The sequence below is a fragment of the Streptomyces sp. NPDC059037 genome (assembly GCF_042740015.1).
Lineage (GTDB): Bacteria > Actinomycetota > Actinomycetes > Streptomycetales > Streptomycetaceae > Streptomyces.
The window spans coordinates 1-20472 of the sequence record NZ_JBHYIG010000110.1 but is presented as its reverse complement, the minus strand read 5'-3'; the positions used below and the strand labels follow the sequence as shown (position 1 = coordinate 20472).

Genomic DNA, 20472 nt, shown 5'->3' with positions numbered 1-20472 from the left:
TGACGTTTACCGGCACGTGTGCGGACAGACAGCTGCAGACATCTCATACCGGGCCCTGATCAATTAGGTTGGACCGTGCAGCGGGGCAAGGTACGTACATAGGTACGAGAGAAGGCTGAAGTCCGAGATGAACGCAGAAGGCCGCGCGCGGCTCAACCAGACGCCTGAGTGGGCGGCGCTCAGCAAGCACCGGGAGCAGCTGGGGGAGGTGCAGCTGCGTGATCTTTTCGCGCAGGATCCGGCGCGCGGTACGGGATACGCCCTCCAGGTCGGCGACCTGCACGTCGACTACTCCAAGCACCTCGTCACCGACGAGACGCTGGCACTGCTGCGCGAGCTCGCCGCCGCGACGGACGTCTTCGGGCTCCGGGACGCCATGTTCCGCGGCGAGAAGATCAACACCACCGAGGACCGTGCGGTCCTGCACACCGCGCTGCGCGCCCCGCGCGACGCGGTGATCGAGGTCGACGGCGAGAACGTGGTGCCGGCCGTGCACGCCGTCCTCGACAAGATGGCCGCCTTCGCCGACCAGGTCCGCTCCGGCGGGTGGACCGGGCACACCGGCAAGCGCATCAAGAACATCGTGAACGTCGGCATCGGCGGCTCGGACCTCGGTCCCGCCATGGCTTATGAGGTCCTGCGCTCCTTCACCGACCGTGACCTCACCGTGCGCTTCGTGTCGAACGTCGACGGCGCCGACCTGCACGAGGCCGTGCGGGACCTGGACCCGGCCGAGACGCTGTTCATCATCGCCTCGAAGACGTTCACGACGATCGAGACGATCACGAACGCCACCTCCGCGCGTGACTGGCTGCTGACGGGGCTGCGTGCCGACACCGACGCCGTTGCCAAGCATTTCGTGGCGCTGTCGACCAACGCCGAGAAGGTCTCCGAGTTCGGCATCGACACGGCCAACATGTTCGAGTTCTGGGACTGGGTCGGTGGCCGCTACTCGTTCGACTCGGCGATCGGCCTGTCGCTGATGCTCGCCATCGGCCCGGACGCCTTCCGCGAGATGCTGGACGGCTTCCACCTCGTCGACGAGCACTTCCGCACCGCGCCCGCCGAGTCCAACGTGCCTCTGCTCCTTGGTCTGTTGGGCATCTGGTACGGCAACTTCCACGACGCCCAGGCGCACGCGGTCCTGCCGTACTCGCACTACCTCTCCAAGTTCACCGCCTACCTCCAGCAGCTGGACATGGAGTCCAACGGCAAGTCGGTCGGACGTGACGGCGAGAAGGTCGACTGGCAGACGGGACCGGTGGTCTGGGGCACGCCCGGTACGAACGGGCAGCACGCGTACTACCAACTCATCCACCAGGGCACGAAGTTGATCCCCGCGGACTTCATCGGCTTCGCCGAGCCCGTCGGCGATCTGCTGCCGGGCCTGGTCGCCCAGCACGACCTCCTGATGGCCAACTTCTTCGCGCAGACGCAGGCGTTGGCCTTCGGCAAGACGCCGGACGAGGTGCGCGCCGAGGGTGTGCCGGAGGAGCTCGTCCCGCACAAGACGTTCCGGGGCAACCACCCGACGACGACGATCCTCGCCAAGGAACTGACGCCGTCGGTTCTCGGCCAACTCGTCGCGCTCTACGAGCACAAGGTGTTCGTACAGGGCGCGGTGTGGAACATCGACTCCTTCGACCAGTGGGGCGTCGAGCTCGGAAAGGTGCTCGCCAAGCGCATCGAGCCCGCCCTGACCGAGGGCGCCGAGGTGCCGGACCTGGACGGTTCGACGACCGCGCTGGTCGCCAAGTACCGGGATCTGCGCGGGCGTTGAGCCCTCAGGGGTCACCTCGGTTCGGGGTGACCCCTCGGCCCCCCGCCGCCTCAGGCGACCGCGCTCAGCGTGTCCGCGAGGCGGCGCCGGGCCGCTCGCGACGCCGGGAGCGCGGCAAGCGCCGCGGCTCCAAGGACCGCGGCCGCGCCGAAGAGCATGAGCAGAGCGGGGGACGGCATCCGGGCGATGCCGGCGCCGATGCCGTTGGACCGCCCCTGGGCGTCGATCAGCCAGTGCGCGATGGGCAGCCCGATGGCCGTGGCGGTGAGCGCGGCGGCGAGGGCGGTGCAGCCCGTCGCCGTCACCGCGACCGCCGTGATCTGCCGTGGCGACAGGCCGATCGCCTTGAGGGCGAGCAGATCCCGTTCCCCCTCGCGCACCGTGCCGCCGATCGCGGTCAGCAGCTCGATGAGCCCGATCAGGGCGAGGACGGCGATCAGACCGATGACCACCGAGCGCAGGGGCGAGAGCCCGTCGGCCGGGTTGGTCACGGCCTGGACGTCGAGCTGTCCCCGCGAGGTCTTCGTCAGCTCCGCGCCGACCGCTGCGGGATCCGCGCCGGGGCGCAGCTGGAGCTGGTAGAGCGTGGGCCGGAGCTTCGGGTCGTTCTCCCGCAGCGTGTCGAGCGAGGTGGAGATGACCCGGCCGCTGTTCTCCGGCTCGATGTTGCGGCCCACGATGTGCAGGATCTGCGGGCGCCCGCCCACCGTCATCCGCACCCAGTCACCGACGCGTACGTCCAGTGCGTCGAGGAGCCCCTGTCCGGCCACCGCCTCGTCCGGGCCGCGCGCCGGGCGGCCATCGGCCAGCGTGAAGGGGTACGGGTCCTGGTGCGTGCCCAGGCCGCGCAGCGCGATGGTGCCGGTCTGGCCGGGGACGAGGGCCGCCACCTCGATGCCCGGATGGACCCCGGTGACCTGCCGGTTTCCGGCGAGCAGAGCCCGCGCCCCGGAGTCGGTCAGGTCCTCGTCGGCGCGGGCGGTGAGCGCCGCGGCGAGGCCGAGCTCCTGGGGCTTGTCGTGGAACCGGTCGATGGTGGTCCAGGCGCTCAGCGCGACCACGATCAGCAGGAGCGGCAGGGCGAGGCGGGCGATCGCGGACAGGGAGCGCGGCCGCCGCGTGAACGCCTTGTGCCAGCCGAGGACCAGCGCGGGCGGCAGCCGCAGCCCCAGTGCCCCGCGCGCCACGCCGGACAGACGCCCGCCGGGCGCCACCGCGGCCCGAAGCACCGGCACCGACGGCACCCGCCCGGCCCGCCACGCGGCGAGCCCCGTCATGGCGCCGATGAAGAGGACCGCGGCGGCCGGCACCCCGAACAGGGCAGCCGTATGCTCGGGCAGCCCCTGCCACACGCCGACCGCGTCGCCGAGCCGCCCCGGGACGCGGCTGCCCAGCGTCTGGATCAGAGCCGTCGCCACCGCCGCGCCGAGCAGGGCGTACGCCAGATGCTGGACGAGGAAGCTGCGCACCACCTGGCCGGGGGTGAAGCCGATGGCCTTCAGGACCGAGATGTCGCGCAGATGGCCCCGGATCCGGGTGTCGATGGCGCCGTACACGGCGAGGGCGGCGGCCACCAGGGCGCCCAGGCCGAACAGGCCGAGCACCTGGCCGAGCAGCCGGTTGCCGCCCTGGGCCTCCGCGCGTGCCTGCTGCCAGTGGGAGACCTGGGTGACCGCTCCGGCGCCCAGGGTCGTGACGGCGCGCTGCACCGCGTAGTCCGTGTCGCCGGGGTCGGCGAGGCGGAGGCCGACGACCTGGCCCGAGCGTCCCTCGGTCCGCTGCACGACGGACGGGGGAGCCCAGACGAGTCCGGACCGCTCCCCGGGGCTGTACCTGGGCTCGGCGCTTTCGGCGACGCCGAGGACGGTCAGGGTGCGTGCGGTGCCGGGCAGCTTCAGGGTGTCGCCGGGCTCGGCCCACAGCGCGCGGGCGAGGCCGTGTTCGAGGACGACGCCGTCCGGAGTGGCCGGGTCGAGCCAGCGGCCCGAGGTGAGCAGCGGCCGCCCGGTGGCGGGCGGTGCGCCGGTGGCTCCGCGCAGTTCGACGGAGGCACGGGCGCCGTGCGACTCGACGGCGGTCGCGGCGGTCCGGTACGGCCCGGAGACGGACTCGACGCCGCCGAGCCGGGCAAGGCGGCCCGCGTCGGTGGAGGCCCCGGTGTGGATCCAGACATGGGCGCCCCGTGACTGGGTGAAGACGCGCTGCCAGGGGTTGGTGGCGTACCCGAAGAGCGCCGATGCGAGGAGCAGCGAGGCGACGATCCCGGCGGTGGCGAGCACGATGAACAGGGCTTCGCCACGGTGCGTCCGCAGATCGGCGTGCGCCCAGCGCAGGGTGGCCCGCATGTCGTCAGCCCCTCTGCCCGAGAGTGCGTCGTACGGCGGGGCGGCGCGTCGGCGGGTGGGCGTGCACGTGGGGTCAGTCCTTCAGTTCGAGCACGCCGGAGATGCCGGTGCCGCGCGGCAGTGTGCCGCCGAGCTCGGCGTCGTCGGCGATCCGGCCGTCGAAGAAGCTGATGACGCGGTCCGCGGAGCTCGCGAGCCGTGCGTCATGGGTGACGAGCACAATCGTCTGACCGCGCCGGTGGAAGCGGGAAAGGAGGCGCATCACCTCGCGCGTCCCCTTGCTGTCCAGGCTGCCCGCGGGCTCGTCGGCCAGGAGCAGGGAAGGGTGGTTGACCAGGGCGCGGGCCAGCGCGACGCGCTGCTGCTCGCCACCGGACAGCTCGCCCGGCATGCTGCGCTCCTTGCCCTGAAGGCCGAGCTCGGCCAGGAGCTCCTCGCGTTCGGCGCGCGCCTGCTTCGGCGAGGTCCCGGCGAGCAGCGCGGGCAGCTCCACATTGTCGGCGACCGACAGATTGGACACGAGGTTGAAGAACTGGAAGACGATGCCGATCCGGCGTCTGCGCTCCACCGCCCAGCGCGCCTCGCTGTAGGAGTCGGTGGACTCGCCGTCCAGACGGATGCTGCCGCTGTCCGGCCGCTGGAGCCCGCCGAGCAGATGCAGCAGGGTCGACTTCCCGGCGCCGGAAGGTCCCGTGACGGCGACGAATTCGCCCTGCCGTATGCAGAGATCGACACCGCGTACGGCAGGGGCGGGTGCGCCCTCGCCGTAGTGGGTCTTGACCAGGCCATCGGCCTCAAGGAGGGGAGGCACGGGAGACGGCACGGAGGGACGGTCGTTCACTCCTGTTCCTCCAGCTCTTCCTGGCACCGCTCGAGCCAGTCGAGGTCGGCCTGCAGATGCAGCATGGCGCCCTCGATCAGCAGTTGGGATATGCGGTTGTCCCGGTTCTCGGCCGCGGACAGCTTCGACAGATCGCGCATGGTGTTCAGGTACTGGCGCCGCTGTCTGTTGATCAGGGCGATCTGGTCGGCGAGACCGGTCCGCGGGGCGAGCGCGAGCTTCATGAAGAACTCGTCCCGTACCCGCGGCTCGTCCGCCGTCTCCTCGTACCAGGCGTGCAGCGCTTCCCGCCCGGCGTCGGTGAGGTGGTAGATCTTCTTGTTGGGCCGGCTCGACTGCTCGACTTCCTCGCCCTCGATCAGTCCCGACTTCTCGAGGCGGCCGAGCGTCACATAGATCTGGCCGACGTTCGGCTGAGGGTACGCGGAGCCGAGGAGTTGCTCAAGGTCCTGCTTGAGCTCGTAGCCGTGGGCCGGGCCTCTCGCCAGGAGAGCAAGGAGGGGCAGCCGCACTCGTGCTCTCCTCCTCGCATCCTCGTATTGTGCTCCAGGCCCTAGTATCGCCCATACCTAACGGGTATACATGGCCCCTGACGCATGGCGAAGGTGCCGGGCGCCGGTGTACAGGGAGGAACCTATGCGGTGGATACGTGCCGCGGGTAGGGGACTCCTGGTCATCGCCGTGATCCTGTCCGGGTACGTCGCATCGGGAACCCGGTCCGACACGGCACCCGGCGACGGACGCGGCCCCCTCACGCTGGCGACCGCGGGCGATCTCACCGGCTATCTGGGACCGCTCCTCGAGGGCTGGAACCGCACCCACCCCGGCGAGAAGGTCACCCTCGTCGAACTGCCGGACTCCGCCGACGAGACCCATGCGCAGATGACCACCGATCTGCGCTCGGACAGCAGCCGCTTCGACGTGCTCAACATCGACGTGGCCTGGACCTCGGAGTTCGCCGCCGCCGGCTGGATCGCCCCGCTGCGGCGCGACAGCTTCCCGCTGAAGAGCTTCCTGCCGCCGGTCGTGGACACGGCGACGTACGACGGGAAGCTGTACGCGGTTCCCTACGTCACCAACGCCGGGCTGCTCCTGTACCGCAAGGACGTCCTGGCCAAGGAGGGCATCGCGCCGCCGCGCACCTGGGCCGAGCTCGAACGGGCGGCGAAGACCATCGCCCCCAAGTACGGACTCGACGGATACGCGGGCCAGTTCCTCCCCTACGAAGGGCTCACCGTGAACGCCGCCGAGGCGGTCTACTCGGCGGGCGGCACGATCCTCGGCGACGACGGCGAGCGCGTCACCGTGAACTCCACGGCGGGCCGCGAGGGCATCGGGTTCCTGGCCCGCGGGGTGCGCGAGGGCTGGATCCCGAAGCGGGCCCTGACGTACAAGGAAGAGGAGTCCCGGCAGGCCTTCCAGGACGGGCGGCTGCTCTTCCTGCGCAACTGGCCGTACGCGTACGTCAGCGCGTCCGGCGAGAAGTCCGAGGTCGCGGGGAAGGTCGGCGCCGTACAGCTGCCGGGGGCCGATGGCCCGGGGACGAGTGTGCTCGGGGGCTCGAACCTCGCCGTCAGCTCGCATGCGCGGCACCCCGATTCCGCCGCCCGCCTTCTCGCGTATCTCACCGGCGAGAAGGTGCAGCGGCAGGTCCTCACGCGGGGCGCGCTGCCGCCCGTGCGGGCCGCGCTCTATCGGGACCCCGGTCTCATCCGGAAGTTCCCGTATCTGCCGACGCTGCGGGCGAGCGTGCTCGCGGCGGCGCCGCGCCCCAAGAGCCCCCGCTACGACCAGGTGAGCCTGGCGGTGCAGGCCGCCGTGCATGACGCCATGGCCGGGAATCAGTCGCCCGATGCGGCGGTGCGGCGCCTTGCGCGGGAGCTTGCGGCCATCTCCCGCTAGCTGCCCTAGTTACATGTTAGGTATCTGAGGCGAGCTTCAGAGGCCTCAGGCGCACCGAAAACTCTGGACATAACACCTCAATTCATCCCCGCTTTCTGTCTACTCGTTGACACCTCTGCGACATGCCTACTTAACATGCATGCATAACCGCTCGGGTCGCGGTCACTTCACGCACTTCACGTAGACAGGTCAACGGGTCATGCTCACAGTCCCGGCCGGCGACGGCCTCGCGCGCCTCCACCCGCACCACTGGTGGCGGGACGCAGTGATCTATCAGGTGTACGTCCGCAGCTTCCTGGACAGCACCGGTGACGGCATCGGCGATCTCGCCGGGGTCCGCGCGGGCCTGCCGTATCTGAAGAAGCTCGGCGTCGACGGCATCTGGCTGAGCCCCTTCTATCCCTCGCCCCAGCACGACCACGGCTACGACGTCGCCGACTACTGCGACGTGGACCCGATCTTCGGCAACCTCGCCGAGTTCGACCTGCTGATGGCCGACGCCCGCCGCCTTGGCGTCAAGGTGCTCCTGGACATCGTCCCCAACCACTGCTCCAGTGACCACGACTGGTTCCGCGAGGCGCTCGCCGCGGAGCCCGGCAGCGCGGCGCGCGCCCGCTTCCACTTCGCCGAGGGCCGCGGCCCGCACGGCGAGGAGCCGCCGAACAACTGGCACGCCATGTTCGGCGGCCCCGCCTGGACCCGTGTCGCCGAGTCGGACGGCACCCCCGGCCAGTGGTACCTGCACATGTTCACGCCCGAGCAGCCGGACCTGAACTGGCGCAACCCCGAGGTCGGCGCCCACTTCGACCACGCGCTGCGGTTCTGGCTGGACCGGGGCGTCGACGGCTTCCGCATCGATGTGGCCGCCGGGCTCTTCAAGCACCCCGACCTGCCGGACTCGCCGGACCCCGAGGCCGACGCCCGCACCCGCGACTCGGTCAACCCCCTCGCCTGGAACCAGCCCGAGGTGCACGACGTGTGGCGGCACTGGCGGGCCGTGTGCGAGGAGTACACCGCGCGCGACGGCCACGAGCGCCTCCTCGTCGGCGAGGTCTCCGTGCCGACCGCCCGGGAGCACGCCCAGTACGTACGTCCCGACGAACTCCACCAGGCGTTCTTCTTCGACCTGCTGGGCGCGCCCTGGGACGCGGACGCCTTCCGCAAGGTCATCGACGAGGCGATGCGGGACATCGCGGGCACGGGCTCCACGGTCACCTGGGTGCTCAACAACCACGACCAGGTCCGCACGGTCACGCGGTACGGCGAGTCCGGCACCGAGGGCAGCGGCCTCGGCGCCACCCGGGCGCGGGCCGCGGCGCTGCTCATGCTCTCGCTGCCCGGAGCCGCGTACATCTACCAGGGCGAGGAGCTCGGCCTTCCCGAGGTCGACGATCTGCCCGACGAGGTGCTCACCGACCCGATCTTCCACCGCACCGGAAGCCGGGCCCGGATCCGCGACGGCTGCCGGGTGCCACTGCCGTGGTCCGGGCACGCGTCGCCGTTCGGCTTCACCTCCGGGGCGGAGGGCGCCAAGCCGTGGCTGCCGCAGCCCGCGTGGTTCGCCGAGCACGCCACCGACCGGGCGCTCGCCGACACCCGCTCCTTCTGGCACCTCTACCGCGACGGACTCCAACTGCGCGCCGGGCTGCCCCAGTTGGGCGAGGGAGCGCTGCGCTGGCTGCAGACGCCGCCCGGGGTCCTCGCCTTCGTGCGCGGCGACGGCCTGGTGTGCGCGGTCAACTTCGGCACGGCACCGGTGCCCGCGCCCGTCTCCGGCGCCCCGCTGCTCTCCAGCGGTCCGTGCCCGACCGGCGTCCTGCCCGGCTCCACCGCCGCCTGGTGGATCAGCGACTGCACCAACCCCTGACCTCCGCCCCCCAATAGACCGTCAACTCCTTTGCCCCCGAAGGGACATCAACGATGATGCGACGACGTATCACGCTTGCGAGCTGCACCGCCCTCGCCCTGGCCATGGGCGCCACCGCCTGCGGCGGCGGCGACGTCAGCGCCGGTGGCGGTGACAAGTCGCTCGACGGCCAGACGATCACCGTCGCCGGCGTCTGGTCCGGCAGCGAGCAGAAGAACTTCCAGAAGGTGCTCGACGCCTTCGGCGAGGAGACCGGGGCCAAGGCCCAGTTCGTCTCCACCGGTGACAACGTCTCCACCGTCGTCGGAAGCAAGATCGAGGGCGGCAACGCCCCCGACGTCGTAATGGTCCCGCAGGTCGGCGTCCTGAAGCAGTTCGCCGAGAAGGGCTGGCTCAAGCCCCTGTCCCAGAAGACCGAGCAGGCCGTCGACACCAACTACGCGAGCGTGTGGAAGAAGTACGGCAGCGTCGAAGGCGCCCTCTACGGCCTGTACTTCAAGGCCGCGCACAAGTCGACCGTCTGGTACAGCCCCGACGCCCTCGACCAGGCGGGCGTCAAGACCCCCAAGACGTACGAGGACATGCTCAAGGCGGGCGGGACGGTCTCCGACTCGGGGCTCGCCGCCTTCTCTGTCGCGGGGCAGGACGGCTGGACCCTCACCGACTGGTTCGAGAACATCTACCTCTCGCAGGCCGGGCCCGAGAAGTACGACCGGCTTGCCGCGCACAAGATCAAGTGGACCGACCCGTCCGTGGTCGACGCGCTCACCACCCTCGGCAAGCTCTTCAAGGACGAGCAGCTGATCGCCGGCGGCCGCAAGGAGGCCCTGAGCACCGACTTCCCGGGCTCCGTCGAGAAGGTCTTCGGGCCCGAGCCCAAGGCGGGCATGGTCTACGAGGGCGACTTCGTGGCCGGTGTCGCCAAGGACCAGTTCGACAAGAAAATCGGTACGGACGCCGACTTCTTCCCCTTCCCCGCGGTCGACGGCGGCAAGGCACCCGTGGTCAGCGGCGGTGACGCCGCGGTCGTCCTGAAGGACGGCAAGAACCAGGAGGGGGCCATGAAGTTCCTGGAGTACCTGGCGACCCCCGAGGCGGCGGCCGTGTGGGCCGAGACAGGCGGCTTCCTCTCCCCGAACAAGAAGGTCGACCTCGCGTCGTACGGCGACGACGTCACCCGCGAGACCGCCAAGTCCCTTGTCGGCGCCGGTGATTCGGTCCGCTTCGACATGTCCGACCAGGCCCCCGCGGCCTTCGGCGGCACCAAGGGCATGGGCGAGTGGAAGCTCCTCCAGGACTTCCTGCGCGACCCGTCCGACCCGAAGGCCACGGCGCGGCGGCTCGAGGCCGCGGCCGCCAAGGCCGACAAGGGCTGATCGCCGTGACCGCCACCTCCGCCACCTCCGCCACCTCCGCCGGGCCCCCGGCCGCCACCGAGGCCGCCCGGCGCAGGCGCCGCGGGCGGGTCATCGCCGTCGTCTTCGTGCTGCCCGCCCTGCTCCTGCTCGGCGCCCTCGTCGTCTACCCCGTGCTGTTCTCGGCGGGACGCAGCTTCTTCGACGCCTCCGGCACGAAGTTCGTCGGCGGCGACAACTACACCGAGATGTTCCGCGACCCGGCCACGCTCAAGGCCATCCGCAACAGCGTCATCTGGGTGGTCATCGCCCCGACGCTGCTCACCGGGCTCGGCCTGATCCTCGCCGTCCTGGTCGAGAAGATCCGCTGGGCCACCGCGTTCAAGCTGCTGCTCTTCATGCCCATGGCAGTCTCGTTCCTCGCCGCGGGCATCATCTTCCGGCTCGCGTACGACGAGGACCCCGAGAAGGGTGTCCTGAACGCCGCCGTGGTGGGTGTGCACGACGCCTTCGAGGGCACCTCCTCCTATCCGACCGCGCGTGCCCGTGACGGCCAGGGCCTGACCAAGGGCGCCGACGGCTCGTACCGTACGACGGCCGCCGCGTCCCCCGGCCAGACGGTCGGTCTCGGCCTGGTCGGCGTCGCGCCCAAGGACCTGCCCGAGGAAGCCGAGCCCGCGTACGCGGCGGCCGGGCGGACGGCCGGCGCGAGTGAGCTGCGCGGCGTCGTCTACCTGGACTTCGTGCCCGGCGGGGGAGGGAAGCAGGGCGAGACGGACCGGGCCGAGAGCGGACTGCCGCAGATGCAGGTCGAGGCGGTGCGGGGCGGCAAGACGGTCGCGAGCGCCACCACCGGCGCCGACGGCTCCTTCCGCTTCACGGACCTCGACCCCGGTGCGGCGTACAGCGTGCGGCTGCCCGCGGAGAACTTCGCCGCGCCCTACGAAGGCGTCTCCTGGCTGGGGCCCGCCCTCGTCACCCCGGCCATCATCGGCGCGTATCTGTGGATCTGGACGGGCTTCGCCATGGTGCTCATCGGCGCCGGGCTCGCCTCGCTGCCGCGCGACGCCCTGGAGGCGGCCCGGATGGACGGCGCCAGTGAGTGGCAGGTCTTCCGCCGGATCACCGTGCCGCTGCTCGCGCCCGTCCTCACCGTGGTCTTTGTGACCCTGGTGATCAACGTGATGAAGGTCTTCGACCTCGTCTACATCATCGCGCCGGGGCCCGTGCAGGAGGACGCCACGGTCCTCGCCACCCAGATGTGGCTGGTCTCCTTCGGCGGCGGCAACAACCAGGGCCTCGGCAGCGCGCTCGGCATGCTCCTGCTGCTCCTGGTGATCCCCGCCATGGTGTTCAACGTCCGCCGCTTCCGCAGGAGTCAGTCATGACCGTCACCACTCCCGAACGGCAGGCCGTGGCGCCGGACAAGGAACCGGCGGCCGCCGCACCGGCCACCCGCCCCCGCCCCAAGGGCCGGATCGGCCGGTGGCTCGGCAGCAGCCTGGTCCAGGCGTTCCTCGTGGTCGTCGCCCTTGTCTGGATCACCCCGCTCGCCGGGCTCTTCCTCTCCTCGCTGCGCTCCGCCCAGGACAACGCGAGCGGCGGCTGGTGGACCTCCCTGAGCAGCCCGGCGCAGCTGTCCTTCGACAACTACTCGGCGCTGCTCGGCAACGCCGGGATGACGCAGGCGTTCTGGAACACCGTCCTGATCTCGGTGCCCGCCACCGCCCTCGTCGTCGTCATCGCGGCCCTCGCCGCGTACGCCTTCGCCTGGCTGGAGTTCCCCGGCAGGGACCCGCTGTTCCTGCTCGTGGTGGCGCTGCTCGTGGTGCCGATGCAGATCGGCCTTCTTCCGGTGGCCAAGCTCTTCGGTGAGCTGGGGCTTTTCGGCACCATCCCGGGCGTGGTGCTCTTCCACGTCGCCTACGGACTGCCGTTCGCCATCTTCCTGCTGCGCAACTACTTCGCCGAGATGCCGAAGGAGATGCTGGAGGCGGCCCGGATGGACGGCGGGACGGAGTGGCGGATCTTCACGCGGCTCGTGCTGCCGGTGGGGCGTCCTGCCATCGCGAGCCTGGCCATCTTCCAGTTCCTCTGGGTGTGGAACGACATGCTGGTGGCGCTGCTCTTCGCCGACAGCGCCTCGCAGCCGCTGACCGTGGAACTGCAGTCGCAGATCCGGCAGTTCGGCAGCAACATCGATGTGCTCGCGCCCGGCGCGTTCCTCTCGCTGGTCGTCCCGGTGGTCGTGTTCTTCGCGTTCCAGCGGCACTTCGTGCAGGGGGTGATGGCGGGCTCCGTCAAGTGAGCCCGTACGTACGGGAATTGCCTGCACTTACGGGAGTTGCCTGCACGTGCGGGAGTTGCCCGTACGCACGACGCGCCGCGGGCGTCAGGGCGAAGCCGGCGGATACAGATCGCGCGGCAGCTGCGAGGCCGCCGCCGCGTCGAGCAGCCACAGGGTGCGTGACCGCCCGTAGGCGCCGGCCGCGGGGGCCTGCACCTCGCCCGCTCCGGAGAGGGCGATCGCCGCTGCGTTCGCCTTGTCCTCGCCCGCCGCGAGCAGCCACACCTCGCGGGCCGCCCGGATCGCCGGGAGGGTGAGCGTGATGCGGGTGGGCGGCGGCTTGGGCGCGCCGTGCACGCCGACCACCGTGCGCTCCGTCTCGCGGACCGCGGGCAGCTCCGGGAAGAGCGAGGCGACATGGGTGTCCGGGCCGACGCCCAGCATCAGCACGTCGAACGTCGGCACCGGACCGTGGTCCTCGGGCCCGGCCGCCGCGGAGAGCTCGGCGGCGTACTGCGCCGCGGCCGCGTCCGCCTCGTACACACCGTCCGACGCGGGCATCGGATGCACCCGGGCCGGGTTGAGCGGCACCGAGTCGAGCAGCGCCTCCTTGGCCTGGGTGTAGTTGCGCTCCGGGTCGCCGTCCGGCAGGAAGCGCTCGTCGCCCCACCACAGGTCGAGGCGCGACCAGTCGACCGCGTCCTTCGCCGGGGCCGAACTGAGCGCCGCAAGCAGGCCGTTGCCGTTGCGGCCGCCGGTGAGGACCACCGACGCACAGCCCCTGGCGGACTGCGCGTCGACGATCTTCGTGATGAGGCGGGCCGCCGCGGCCTGCGCCATCAGCTCCTTGTCGCGGTGGACGACGAGCTGCGGGGCCGCGCTCACTTCGCCGCCGCCTTCTTGGCCGGGGCCTTCTTCGCCGGGGCGGCCTTCTTCGGCTCGTCGCCGGACTGCTCGCCGGCGGGCTGCTCGGCCGCGTTCCCCGCCGGCTGCTTCACCGGCTCACCGAGCCGCTCCACGCCGAACTTCAGGGCGGACGCGTAGGTGTCGTCCGGGTCGAGCCGGCGCAGCTCCTCGGCGATCAGCTCGGCCGTCTCGCGGCGCTTGAGCGCCACCGCGCGGTCGGGCTGCCCCTGGACGGAGAGCGTCGCGAGCGAGCCGTCGGAGCGGCCGAGCACGATGGGACCGCAGTCGGTTTCCATGCGTACGCCGGTCAGTCCAGGGCCCGTCGAGATCGAACGCTTCACGGGGACGTCGAGGCGGTCCGCGAGCCACATCGCGAGCAGCTCGCAGCTCGGGTTGAACTCCTCGCCCTCCACCTCGACCGATGTGACCTTGCAGGTGACCTGGTCGAGGGCGGCCGCGAGCATCGAACGCCACGGCGTGATCCGGGTCCAGGACAGGTCCGTGTCGCCGGGGTGGTACGCCTCGGCACGCGCGGCCAGCTCGTGGATCGGCTGCTCCGCGGCGTAGGTGTCCGTGACGCGGCGCTGGGCCAGGGCGCCCAGCGGGTCGTTGGAGGGGTCGAGCGGGGCGTTCACCGGCCACCAGACGACCACGGGGGCGTCGGGGAGCAGCAGCGGCAGGACGACCGACTGGGCGTGGTTGATGACCTCGCCGTAGAGCCGCAGGACGACCGTCTCGCCGGTGCCCGCGTCCGCGCCCACCCGCACCTCGGCGTCGAGCCGCGACGTCGTGCGGTCACGCGGCGAGCGCGCGGCGCGCCGGATGACGACCAGGGTGCGCGAGGGGTGCTCGCGCGACGCGTCGTTGGCGGCCTTCAGGGAGTCGTAGGCGTTCTCCTCGTCGGTGACGATGACGAGGGTGAGGACCATGCCGACGGCCGGTGTGCCGATCGCGCGGCGGCCCTGCACGAGCGCCTTGTTGATCTTGCTGGACGTGGTGTCCGTAAGGTCGATCTTCATGGCCGACGCCAGCTCCGTCCGTCTCGTGCGAGCATTTCGTCCGCCTCGGTCGGGCCCCAGGTGCCTGCCGGGTACTGCGCGGGCTTGCCGTGCTTGTCCCAGTACTCCTCGATCGGGTCGAGGATGTTCCAGGACAGCTCGACCTCCTCCGTGCGCGGGAAGAGGTTGGCGTCGCCGAGCAGGACGTCCAGGATCAGGCGCTCGTACGCCTCGGGGCTGGACTCGGTGAAGGACTCGCCGTACGCGAAGTCCATGGACACGTCGCGGATCTCCATCGACGTACCCGGCACCTTGGAGCCGAACCGGACCGTGATGCCCTCGTCGGGCTGGACCCGGATGACGATCGCGTTCTGCCCGAGCTCCTCGGTCGCCGTGTGGTCGAAGGGGGAGTGCGGGGCGCGCTGGAAGACGACCGCGATCTCCGTGACACGACGGCCGAGGCGCTTGCCCGTGCGCAGGTAGAAGGGGACGCCCGCCCAGCGGCGGTTGTCCACCTCCAGCTTGATGGCCGCGTAGGTGTCGGTCTTCGACTTGGGGTCGATGCCGTCTTCCTGGAGATAGCCGACGGCCTTCTCGCCGCCCTGCCAGCCCGCCGCGTACTGCCCGCGGACCGTGCTCTCGCCGAGGTCCTTGGGCAGCCTGACGGCGCCGAGCACCTTCGCCTTCTCGGCGACGAGCGCGTCCGCGTCGAAGGAGGCGGGCTCCTCCATCGCGGTCAGCGCCATCAGCTGGAGGAGGTGGTTCTGGATGACGTCACGGGCGGCGCCGATGCCGTCGTAGTAGCCGGCGCGGCCGCCGATGCCGATGTCCTCGGCCATGGTGATCTGAATGTGGTCGACGTACGACCGGTTCCAGATCGGCTCGAACATCTGGTTGGCGAAGCGCAGCGCCAGGATGTTCTGGACGGTCTCCTTGCCCAGGTAGTGGTCGATCCGGAACACCTGGTCCGGGTCGAACACCTCGTGCACGATCGAGTTGAGCTCCTGGGCGGACGCCAGGTTGTGCCCGAAGGGCTTCTCGATGACCGCGCGGCGCCAGGACCCCTCGGGGGCGTCCGCGAGCCCGTGCTTCTTGAGCTGCTGGACGACGTCCGGGAAGAACTTCGGCGGTACGGACAGGTAGAAGGCGAAGTTGCCGCCCGTGCCCTGCGCCTTGTCGAGGTCCTGGATGGTGGCCTTGAGCTGCTCGAAGGCGGTGTCGTCGTCGAAGTTGCCCTGGACGAAGCGCATGCCCTGGATGAGCTGCTGCCAGACCTCCTCGCGGAAGGGGGTGCGCGCGTGCTGCTTGACCGCGTCGTGCACCTCCTGCGCGAAGTCCTCGTCCTGCCACTCGCGGCGGGCGAAACCGATCAGGGAAAAGCCCGGCGGAAGAAGGCCTCGGTTGGCGAGGTCATAGACAGCGGGCATCAGCTTTTTACGGGACAAATCGCCCGTGACGCCAAAGATGACCAGGCCCGACGGCCCCGCGATACGCGGGAGCCGTCGGTCTGCGGCGTCACGCAGCGGATTGCTGCTTGACAAGATGGTCAGCCCTCCGAAGGGGTGAGGCGCTTGAGCTCCGCCTCGGTGGACTTGAGCAGGTCGTTCCAGGACGCCTCGAACTTGTCGACGCCCTCGTCCTCCAGAAGCTGCACGACGTCGTCGTAGCTGATGCCGAGCTTCTCGACGGCCTCGATCTCGCCGCGCGACGCGTCGTACGTGCCGGCGACGGTGTTGCCCGTGATCTGGCCGTGGTCGGCGGTGGCCTCCAGGGTGGCCTCCGGCATGGTGTTCACCGTGTTCGGCGCGACCAGGTCGTCGACGTACAGGGTGTCCTTGTACGCCGGGTCCTTGACGCCGGTCGAGGCCCACAGCGGACGCTGCTTGTTGGCCTGCGCCTTGTCGAGCGCGGCCCAGCGGTCGGAGGAGAAGACGTCCTCGTACGCCTCGTAGGCCAGACGCGCGTTGGCGAGCGCCGCCTTGCCCTTGAGGGCCTTGGCCTCGTCGGTGCCCAGGCCGTCCAGGCGCTTGTCGATCTCGGTGTCCACGCGGGACACGAAGAAGGACGCCACCGAGTGGATCTTGGAGAGGTCCAGGCCCGCGGCCTTCGCCTTCTCCAGACCCGCCAGGTACGCGGCCATGACCTCGCGGTAGCGCTCGAGGGAGAAGATCAGCGTCACGTTCACGCTGATGCCCTTGCCGATGACCTCGGTGATCGCGGGCAGGCCCGCCTTGGTCGCCGGGATCTTGATGAGCGTGTTCGGGCGGTCCACCAGCCAGGCGAGCTGCTTGGCCTCGGCGACCGTCGCCTCGGTGTTGTGCGCCAGGCGCGGGTCGACCTCGATGGACACGCGGCCGTCCTGGCCGCCCGTCGCGTCGAAGACCGGGCGCAGGATGTCGGCGGCGTCACGGACGTCCGCCGTCGTGATCATGCGGATGGCCTCTTCGACGGTGACCTTGCGGGCGGCGAGGTCGGCGAGCTGCTGCTCGTAACCGTCACCGCTGCTGATCGCCTTCTGGAAGATCGACGGGTTGGTCGTGACACCCACCACGTGGCTCTGGTCGATCAGTTCGGCGAGGTTGCCGGACGTGATCCGCTTGCGCGACAGGTCGTCCAGCCAGATCGCGACGCCTTCGTCGGAGAGGCGCTTGAGTGCGTCTGTCATGGGATTACATCTCCTACTTGGTCGTATGTCGGCGTCAGCGCTGAGCGGCGTCGATCGATTCCCGGGCTGCGGCGGCGACCGCGTCGGCAGTGAAGCCGAACTCGCGGAAGAGCACCTTGCCGTCGGCCGAAGCGCCGAAGTGCTCCAGCGAAACGATGCGCCCGGCGTCACCCACGAAGCGGTGCCAGGTCAGGCCGATGCCCGCCTCGACCGCCACGCGCGCCTTCACCGAAGGCGGAAGCACGCTGTCGCGGTACTCCTGGGTCTGCTCCTCGAACCACTCGACCGACGGCATCGAGACGACGCGCGTCGGGACGCCGGCCGCCTGCAGCTGCTCGCGCGCCTCGACGGCGAGCTGAACCTCGGAGCCGGTGCCGATGAGGACGACCTCGGGCTTGCCGCCGTCGGCCTCGAACAGGACGTAACCGCCCTTGGCCGCGCCCTCCGTGACCTCGCGGTCGTACGTCGGCACGCCCTGACGGGTCAGCGCGAGGCCGTGCGGGGCGCCCTTGCCGAACACCTTGGTGTAGCGCTTGAGGATCTCGCGCCACGCGACGGTGGTCTCGTTCGCGTCCGCCGGGCGGACCACGTTCAGACCCGGGATGGCGCGCAGCGAGGCCAGGTGCTCGACCGGCTGGTGCGTCGGGCCGTCCTCGCCGAGACCGATGGAGTCGTGCGTCCACACGTACGTCACCGGCAGGTGCATCAGCGCGGAGAGACGGACGGCGTTGCGCATGTAGTCGGAGAACACCAGGAAGGTGCCGCCGTAGATGCGGGTGCCGCCGTGCAGCGCGATGCCGTTCATCTCCGCGGCCATGGAGTGCTCGCGGATGCCGAAGTGGATCGTGCGGCCGTACGGGTCGGCCTCCGGCAGCGGGTTGTCCGCCGGGAGGAACGACGACGTCTTGTCGATCGTGGTGTTGTTCGAGCCCGCGAGGTCGGCGGAGCCGCCCCACAGCTCGGGCACGACCGCGCCGAGCGCCTGCAGGACCTTGCCGGACGCGGCACGCGTCGCGACGCCCTTGCCCGCCTCGAAGACCGGGAGCTTCTCCTCCCAGCCGGCCGGCAGCTCGCCCGCGGCGATGCGGTCGAACTCCGCGGCGCGCTCCGGGGAAGCGGTGCGCCAGGCGGCGAAGCCCTTCTCCCACTCGGCCTTGGCGTCACGGCCGCGGTCGAGCGCCTCACGGGCGTGCGCGAGGACCTCGTCGGCGACCTCGAAGCTCTGCTCCGGGTCGAAGCCGAGGACGCGCTTGGTGGCCGCGACCTCGTCGGCGCCGAGCGCCGAGCCGTGCGCGGCCTCGGTGTTCTGCGCGTTCGGCGCGGGCCAGGCGATGATCGAGCGCATCGCGATGAAGGACGGCTTGTCCGTCACCGCCTTCGCGGCCTGGATCGCGGCGTAGAGGGCGGCCGGGTCGAGGTCGCCGTTCTCCTTGGGCTCCACGCGCTGGACGTGCCAGCCGTAGGCCTCGTACCGCTTGATGGTGTCCTCGGAGACGGCCGTCTCCGTGTCGCCCTCGATGGAGATGTGGTTGTCGTCCCACAGCAGCACGAGGTTGCCGAGCTTCTGGTGCCCGGCCAGCGAGGACGCCTCGGAGGAGATGCCCTCCTGGAGGCAGCCGTCACCGGCGATCGCGTAGATGTAGTGGTCGAACGGCGACTCGCCCTCGGCGGCCTCCGGGTCGAACAGGCCACGCTCGTAACGGGCGGCCATCGCCATGCCCACGGCGTTCGCGACGCCCTGGCCCAGCGGGCCCGTCGTCGTCTCCACGCCCGTGGTGTGCCCGTACTCCGGGTGGCCGGGGGTCTTCGAACCCCAGGTGCGGAACGCCTTCAGATCATCGAGCTCCAGACCGAAGCCGGCCAGGTAGAGCTGGATGTAAAGGGTCAGTGACGAGTGGCCCGCGGAGAGAACGAACCGGTCGCGCCCGGCCCACTCGGCGTCCGCGGGGTCGTGCCGCATCACCTTCTGGAAGAGGGTGTACGCGGCAGGCGCGAGGCTCATGGCCGTACCCGGATGGCCGTTGCCGACCTTCTGTACGGCGTCGGCGGCCAGGACGCGGGCGGTGTCGACAGCCCGCTGGTCCAGTTCGGTCCACTCGAGGTCAGTGGTGGTCGGCTTGGTGCTCACCCTGAGTCAGGGCTCCTCTCCAAAATGTCGAATGCCGGCGATGGAGATCCCACCGGCCGATGTCGAGCCTACCGCTGTGAAGACGTGCATTTTTTCGAGTCATTCCAGACTGCCGGGGTGCGCCGGGATCCGCCTCCCGAAAGGGATCCACGCTGTTCACCATGTGAAGTCGAAGCCGCTCAGATGGACTGTATGAACGAGTGCCGGGCCGCTCATCTGAACGGGTGTCGCACCGTGTTCCCGTGCGTTTCCCGGGCGCCCAACACGCCGCTCAACACGACCCCACCCCCGCGAAGGGCGAGGTATGGGCAACGTCTACAGTGGCGTGGTACGCGCGAGCCTTTACCGGATCTTCATGTCCGAACTTCCGAAGTGGCTTGCTGGGAAGTCTCTGTCAGGGGTGTGCGTGACGGCCGTTGAATCCCGTCCAGCGGGAGCGATTGGGACGAGCTCTAGCCCAAGCCACCGGCCGTTCGGGGCCCGTGTCATGGCGTTCGTGGCGCTGACCAAGCCGCGGATCATCGAGCTCCTCCTGATCACCACCGTTCCGGTGATGTTCCTCGCCGAGCAGGGTGTGCCCGACCTGTGGCTGGTCCTGCTGACCTGCGTCGGCGGCTACCTCTCCGCGGGCGGCGCCAACGCGCTGAACATGTACATCGACCGCGACATCGACGCGCTGATGGACCGTACGTCGCAACGGCCCCTGGTCACCGGCATGGTGAGCCCCCGCGAGTGCCTGGTCTTCGGCATCTCGCTCGCGGTGATCTCCACGCTCCTGTTCGGCCTGGCCGTCAACTGGCTCTCGGCCTGGCTCTCCTTGGGCGCGCTGCTCTTCTACGTGGTCGTCTACACGATGATCCTGAAGCGCCGCACCTCGCAGAACATCGTCTGGGGCGGTATCGCGGGCTGTCTGCCGGTCCTCATCGGCTGGTCCTCGGTCACCAACTCCATGTCGTGGGCGCCGGTCATCCTCTTCCTCGTCATGTTCTTCTGGACGCCGCCGCACTACTGGCCGCTGTCCATGAAGGTCAAGGACGACTACGCGCGCGTGGGCGTCCCGATGCTGCCGGTCATCGCGTCGAACAAGGTGGTCGCCCGCCAGATCGTCCTCTACAGCTGGGTCATGGTCGCCGTGTCCCTGCTGCTGCAGCCGCTCGGCTACACCGGCTGGTTCTACACGGCGGTCGCCCTCGTCTCCGGCGCCTTCTGGCTCTGGGAGGCGCACGGCCTGCAGAGCCGCGCCAAGGCCGAGGTCACGGGCGGCAAGCTCAAGGAGATGCGGCTCTTCCACTGGTCGATCACCTACGTCTCGCTGCTGTTCGTGGCGGTCGCGGTGGACCCCTTCCTGCGCTGAGTTCCAAGGCTTCGCCGACGGGCGGGGCACGTGGTGTTGAACGC

At 70.2% G+C, this 20472-nt stretch carries 15 protein-coding genes; 7 read left to right on the top strand and 8 right to left on the bottom strand.

Features of this window, described 5'->3' with window-relative positions:
• The first annotated feature begins 127 nt into the window (after positions 1–127).
• Positions 128–1780 carry a glucose-6-phosphate isomerase gene (pgi, locus tag ACFWY6_RS22800; protein ID WP_384693258.1) on the top strand — a complete coding sequence of 551 codons (1653 nt, stop codon included), beginning with the start codon at positions 128–130 and terminating at the stop codon, positions 1778–1780.
• 50 nt (positions 1781–1830) lie between these two features.
• Here the strand turns inward: pgi and ACFWY6_RS22795 are convergent, their stop codons facing one another.
• The 3 genes from ACFWY6_RS22795 to ACFWY6_RS22785 all read right to left on the bottom strand — a co-directional run bounded on the left by ACFWY6_RS22795 (position 1831) and on the right by ACFWY6_RS22785 (position 5478).
• Entirely contained in the window at positions 1831–4125 is a 2295-nt protein-coding gene (locus tag ACFWY6_RS22795) for an ABC transporter permease (protein ID WP_384693255.1), read from the bottom strand.
• 73 nt (positions 4126–4198) lie between these two features.
• Positions 4199–4966, bottom strand: coding sequence for an ABC transporter ATP-binding protein (locus ACFWY6_RS22790; RefSeq protein ID WP_384693253.1), 768 nt, complete (start codon positions 4964–4966; stop codon positions 4199–4201).
• Positions 4963–5478 (bottom strand): PadR family transcriptional regulator, encoded by a 516-nt coding sequence (locus tag ACFWY6_RS22785; protein WP_384693250.1) that lies wholly within the window; start codon positions 5476–5478, stop codon positions 4963–4965. The genes ACFWY6_RS22790 and ACFWY6_RS22785 overlap by 4 nt, the downstream gene beginning before the upstream one ends.
• A 124-nt stretch (positions 5479–5602) precedes the next feature.
• On the opposite strand from ACFWY6_RS22785, the gene ACFWY6_RS22780 reads away from it, so the two are divergent.
• From ACFWY6_RS22780 to ACFWY6_RS22760, 5 genes are all read left to right on the top strand, one after another.
• A complete protein-coding gene (locus ACFWY6_RS22780) occupies positions 5603–6868 on the top strand; it encodes an ABC transporter substrate-binding protein (RefSeq protein WP_384693249.1) in 1266 nt (421 codons plus the stop codon).
• A 199-nt stretch (positions 6869–7067) separates the two neighbouring features.
• Positions 7068–8735: a glycoside hydrolase family 13 protein gene (locus ACFWY6_RS22775; protein ID WP_384693246.1), complete on the top strand. Its 1668-nt coding sequence runs from the start codon at positions 7068–7070 to the stop codon at positions 8733–8735.
• A gap of 53 nt (positions 8736–8788) precedes the next feature.
• On the top strand, positions 8789–10111 hold the full coding sequence (locus ACFWY6_RS22770) for an ABC transporter substrate-binding protein (RefSeq protein WP_384693244.1): 1323 nt from the start codon (positions 8789–8791) through the stop codon (positions 10109–10111).
• Between the two features lie 5 nt (positions 10112–10116).
• The gene (locus ACFWY6_RS22765) at positions 10117–11478 is read left to right on the top strand and encodes an ABC transporter permease subunit (RefSeq protein WP_384693241.1); all 1362 of its coding nucleotides are present in this window, start codon (positions 10117–10119) and stop codon (positions 11476–11478) included.
• Positions 11475–12398 (top strand): carbohydrate ABC transporter permease, encoded by a 924-nt coding sequence (locus ACFWY6_RS22760; RefSeq protein WP_266868303.1) that lies wholly within the window; start codon positions 11475–11477, stop codon positions 12396–12398. The genes ACFWY6_RS22765 and ACFWY6_RS22760 overlap by 4 nt, the downstream gene beginning before the upstream one ends.
• A gap of 84 nt (positions 12399–12482) precedes the next feature.
• Here the strand turns inward: ACFWY6_RS22760 and pgl are convergent, their stop codons facing one another.
• The 5 genes from pgl to tkt are packed head-to-tail and all read right to left on the bottom strand — an operon-like array spanning position 12483 to position 19074.
• Positions 12483–13262 (bottom strand): 6-phosphogluconolactonase, encoded by a 780-nt coding sequence (pgl, locus tag ACFWY6_RS22755; protein WP_384693238.1) that lies wholly within the window; start codon positions 13260–13262, stop codon positions 12483–12485.
• Positions 13259–14302 carry a glucose-6-phosphate dehydrogenase assembly protein OpcA gene (gene opcA / locus ACFWY6_RS22750; protein ID WP_384693235.1) on the bottom strand — a complete coding sequence of 348 codons (1044 nt, stop codon included), beginning with the start codon at positions 14300–14302 and terminating at the stop codon, positions 13259–13261. The genes pgl and opcA overlap by 4 nt, the downstream gene beginning before the upstream one ends.
• Positions 14299–15831, bottom strand: a complete 1533-nt coding sequence (zwf, locus tag ACFWY6_RS22745) for a glucose-6-phosphate dehydrogenase (RefSeq protein ID WP_360763959.1) — start codon at positions 15829–15831, stop codon at positions 14299–14301. The genes opcA and zwf overlap by 4 nt, the downstream gene beginning before the upstream one ends.
• Positions 15828–16946 carry a transaldolase gene (tal, locus tag ACFWY6_RS22740; RefSeq protein ID WP_384693232.1) on the bottom strand — a complete coding sequence of 373 codons (1119 nt, stop codon included), beginning with the start codon at positions 16944–16946 and terminating at the stop codon, positions 15828–15830. Before tal ends, zwf begins: the two co-directional genes overlap by 4 nt.
• Positions 16947–16980: 34 nt before the next feature.
• Positions 16981–19074 (bottom strand): transketolase, encoded by a 2094-nt coding sequence (gene tkt / locus ACFWY6_RS22735; RefSeq protein WP_384693229.1) that lies wholly within the window; start codon positions 19072–19074, stop codon positions 16981–16983.
• A gap of 400 nt (positions 19075–19474) precedes the next feature.
• Between tkt and ACFWY6_RS22730 the strand changes: the two genes are divergently transcribed.
• Complete coding sequence (locus ACFWY6_RS22730; protein ID WP_361820896.1) at positions 19475–20428, top strand: heme o synthase; 954 nt, start codon at positions 19475–19477, stop codon at positions 20426–20428.
• Positions 20429–20472 lie beyond the last annotated feature (44 nt).